Genomic DNA, 3,327 nt, shown 5'->3' on the forward strand with positions numbered 1-3,327 from the left:
GTAAGCACCCAAGCATCTCATAAAAAATAGGCTATCTACTTCTGGTAGATAGCCTATTTTTTTTAAAAACTAGATTTTAGAAAGAGGAAGTGAGGATTTTGGCTCAAGATCTTGAACAAATCAAGGAAGACAATGGCAAAAATACCAAACTCAAGGTGGGGATTTTAGCCATCTCTCTTTCTCCAGGTGGATGTTGATGCCGGTGGTGCCGTTCGGGTTGCGGAGGGGAAGCTGGGCGAAGGATTCGGTGATGCGGTCGAGCTCTTCTTCGCTAGCGAGCAGGCCGGGCATGTAGTCCATCTCGACGAAGATGTCCTTCTTCAGCGGGTTATTGCGCTCTCACGAGGTTTCAACACTTCAGGGCAACAATAACCCGTTTCATCATACACAGAGTGCATATAGATTTTCTCCGGTATAGCACCATATCTCAGGTTTATGCACCGAATATGACGTAAAACTGTTCTAGCAAGTCTCTATTTGGCGTTTTCTGCCCCAGCGTTCTGTGCGGCGGCTTTTGCCTCGGAGGTCTTCTTGGAGGCGTAGAACAGGCACACGACCGCGCCCACCGCCGCGGCAACCAGGGGCAGCATCATGGAATCAGCCATTGCCGCCGCGTAGGGTTCACGCAGGACCTGCGGAAGCACGCCTCCAGCAGCGCTGCCGTGAGAGCTACCGCCCGCTGCGGCAGCCGGACCCAACGCGGACAGGTGCGAGGTAATCGCAGAAGCCATAATCGTCGTAATCGCAGCCGAACCCAGCACCGACGCCATCTGGCGGGTCTCGTTGTACACGCCCGAACCCGCACCGGCACGCTGCGGCGGCAGGTTACGGGTCGCAGACACCGACAGCGGACCCCAAATGCAGGCGTTCGCCGCACCCAGAATAATCATCGGACCAACCATCAGCCACAGGTTGCCGTCCGCAACCATCGTCGGGCGGAGCAGAGCAAAACCAATAACCAGCAACGTAAAGCCAATCACGGCAATCCACTTCGGGTCGTTACGGTTCAGACGCGCACCCACCACCGGCGCCAACGCGCCCGAGAACAACGCCATCGGGGCGGTCATCAGCGCAGCCTGGGTCGGGTCCAGGCCCTCCACCTGCTGCAGGTACAGGGTCAGCGGGAATGCCATGCTGATAGCGACCACACCCATTGCCGCGATGGCCACATTCGACACCGAGAAGTTACGGTCGCTGAACAGGCTCAACGGCACCAGCGGCTCCTTGCGGTTCACCGCCTGCCAACCAATAAACAGGCCCAGCACCAGAATGCCGGCAATAATCAGGCCCCACACGCTCACCGCAATACCGGTACCCAGGAACGAATCGGTCATGATGCCCCAGTCGTAGGTGGCACCTTCCTGAATACCGAAAACCAGCAGGAACAGACCGACCGCCGAAAGCACCACACCCAACCAGTCGAAGCTGTGCTTCTTCTGCTCGAACACCGGCACATTACGCCACGCCAAGAACAGGCCGACCAGGCCAACCGGAATGTTGATGAAGAAAATCCAGCCCCAGCCGAGAGTATCCACCAGCACGCCGCCCAGAATCGGGCCGACCAGCGAGGCGACACCCGCAGTCGCACCCCAAATGCTCATGGCAACACCGCGCGCATTCGGCGGGAACATCAGCGTAATCAGAGACATGGTCTGCGGGGTCATCAGCGACGCGCCCAAACCCTGCACCACGCGGGCAGTAATCAGCGACTCAACATTCGGCGCCAGACCACACCACAAGGAAGCAAGCGTAAAAATAGCCATACCGATCATGTACAGGTTCTTCTGACCGAAGCGGTCACCCATACGGCCGGTAATGAGCAGCGGCACCGCATACGCCAGCAGGTAGGCGCTCGTCACCCACATGCCCGCCGACAGCGACGCATCCAAATCCTGCAGCATGTGCGGCAGGGCGATGGTGACAATATTGCCGTCCACCAGAATCATGAAGAAGCCAACAACCAGGGACCAGAGAGCAGGCCAGGGCTTGTAGGGTGTCTTCGCCGGGTTACCGACGAGAGGCGCTTTCTTGGGGCGGGAACTCATGATCCTCCAGTGGATGAGCGTTGCGGGTACAGTCTGCGTGTTCAGCGTTGCCGCTGATAAATATCACCCCATCTTACTCCCCTTGTGGGTGCGGCTCCGGTTGCTCTACCCTAATTCAGCTGTTCACGACGCGCGCGAGGCAACCGGGCAACAGGCGCCTTGATGCCGCCCCGAAGCACTCTGAACCCTCTAGACTGAAGCTATAAAGCTAATCCGGGCGCCGCCAATGCTGGCGCGCCCCATCAGATCACCCCAATAAGACGACCCCGGGAGGACCCATGGGTTTCTTTGATTTCTTCACCGACCGCACCCCGGCAGAACCCGCCGAAATCCGCCTCGTCGCCTTCGTCAGCGGCAAAGTGCAGGGTGTAGGTTTCCGCTGGTGGTGCGCCGGAACCGCCAAGCCCATGGGCCTGACCGGCTACGCCGAAAACCTCGACGACGGACGCGTGAAAGTCGTTGCGGAAGGTACCGCCGCCTCCTGCGCTCGCCTGGTGGATGTGCTACGCAGTGACGACACCGCGGGCCGCGTGGATGAGGTGCTTGTTGAGTGGGAGGAGCCGTCCGGCTCGTTCCGCGGCTTCGGCATTCGGTAGTCCAGCCTAGTTAGACCAGAGCGCCGCGAACTGGGCGCGGGTCATATCGGCGCGGCGCACCCGATGCTGCACCGGGTGACCGTTCTCATCGGGGCGGCCGGAGTTCGGGTCAATATCGTCGTAGATGCCGGTGAAACCGGCTTTAACCGCCACACGTTCGGATGCTTCGTTACCCGCCAGGGCGGTCCAGCGGACAGTCTCAAGGCCCAGCCCGAGCGGGTCGAAAGCGTAGCCGAGGACGGCTCGCAGCGCCTCGGTCATATAGCCTTTTCCGCGCGCCTTTGGGGCGGCGTAATAGCCCAGTTCGGCGCGGGTTCCGGGGCTTTCGGGGGTGCCGTCAGGTAGGCGCAGCTCGATACTCCCCGCGAACACGCCGGAGGCGTCAATCGCCCAGCGCTGGATCTGTCCGGCGGCAATTTGACGGGCGGTGGTGAGCAGGTAGTCCTCGGCGTCGGCGCGCGTGTAGTTTAGCGGTACGCGGGTGTAGCGAATCATTTGCGGGTCGCGGCAGGATTCCACGATGTCGGGGATATCCGCCTCGCGCATGTGGCGGAGGGTGAGGCGTTCGGTAATGAGTTCGGGCTGATTGGGCTCTGCGTATTCAGATGCTGCGTGTTCGCCGCTTTCTAAGAAGTCACTGTGTTCGGGGGTCATGATTCGAGCTTAAACCCTCGGGTTTGTGCGCC

Annotated in this window: 3 protein-coding genes and 1 pseudogene; 1 reads left to right on the top strand and 3 read right to left on the bottom strand. The window is 59.9% G+C overall.

All coding sequences use genetic code 11. From position 1 onward, the window contains the following. Window positions 1-180: 180 nt before the first annotated feature. A pseudogene (locus QZ540_RS08310) lies at window positions 181-330 on the bottom strand (C4-dicarboxylate ABC transporter substrate-binding protein); the annotation flags it as partial. Between the two features lie 143 nt (window positions 331-473). Continuing rightward, window positions 474-2,045, bottom strand: a complete 1,572-nt coding sequence (locus QZ540_RS08315) for a DHA2 family efflux MFS transporter permease subunit (RefSeq protein ID WP_294629145.1) — start codon at window positions 2,043-2,045, stop codon at window positions 474-476. Window positions 2,046-2,323: 278 nt separating this feature from the next. Between QZ540_RS08315 and QZ540_RS08320 the strand changes: the two genes are divergently transcribed. Continuing rightward, a complete protein-coding gene (locus QZ540_RS08320) occupies window positions 2,324-2,641 on the top strand; it encodes an acylphosphatase (protein WP_060824004.1) in 318 nt (105 codons plus the stop codon). 6 nt (window positions 2,642-2,647) lie between these two features. Here QZ540_RS08320 and QZ540_RS08325 read toward each other — a convergent pair whose 3' ends face one another. Next, the gene (locus tag QZ540_RS08325; protein ID WP_294629147.1) at window positions 2,648-3,295 is read right to left on the bottom strand and encodes a GNAT family N-acetyltransferase; all 648 of its coding nucleotides are present in this window, start codon (window positions 3,293-3,295) and stop codon (window positions 2,648-2,650) included. Window positions 3,296-3,327: the final 32 nt, after the last annotated feature.

The organism is uncultured Rothia sp., from assembly GCF_916049665.1.
GTDB lineage: Bacteria > Actinomycetota > Actinomycetes > Actinomycetales > Micrococcaceae > Rothia.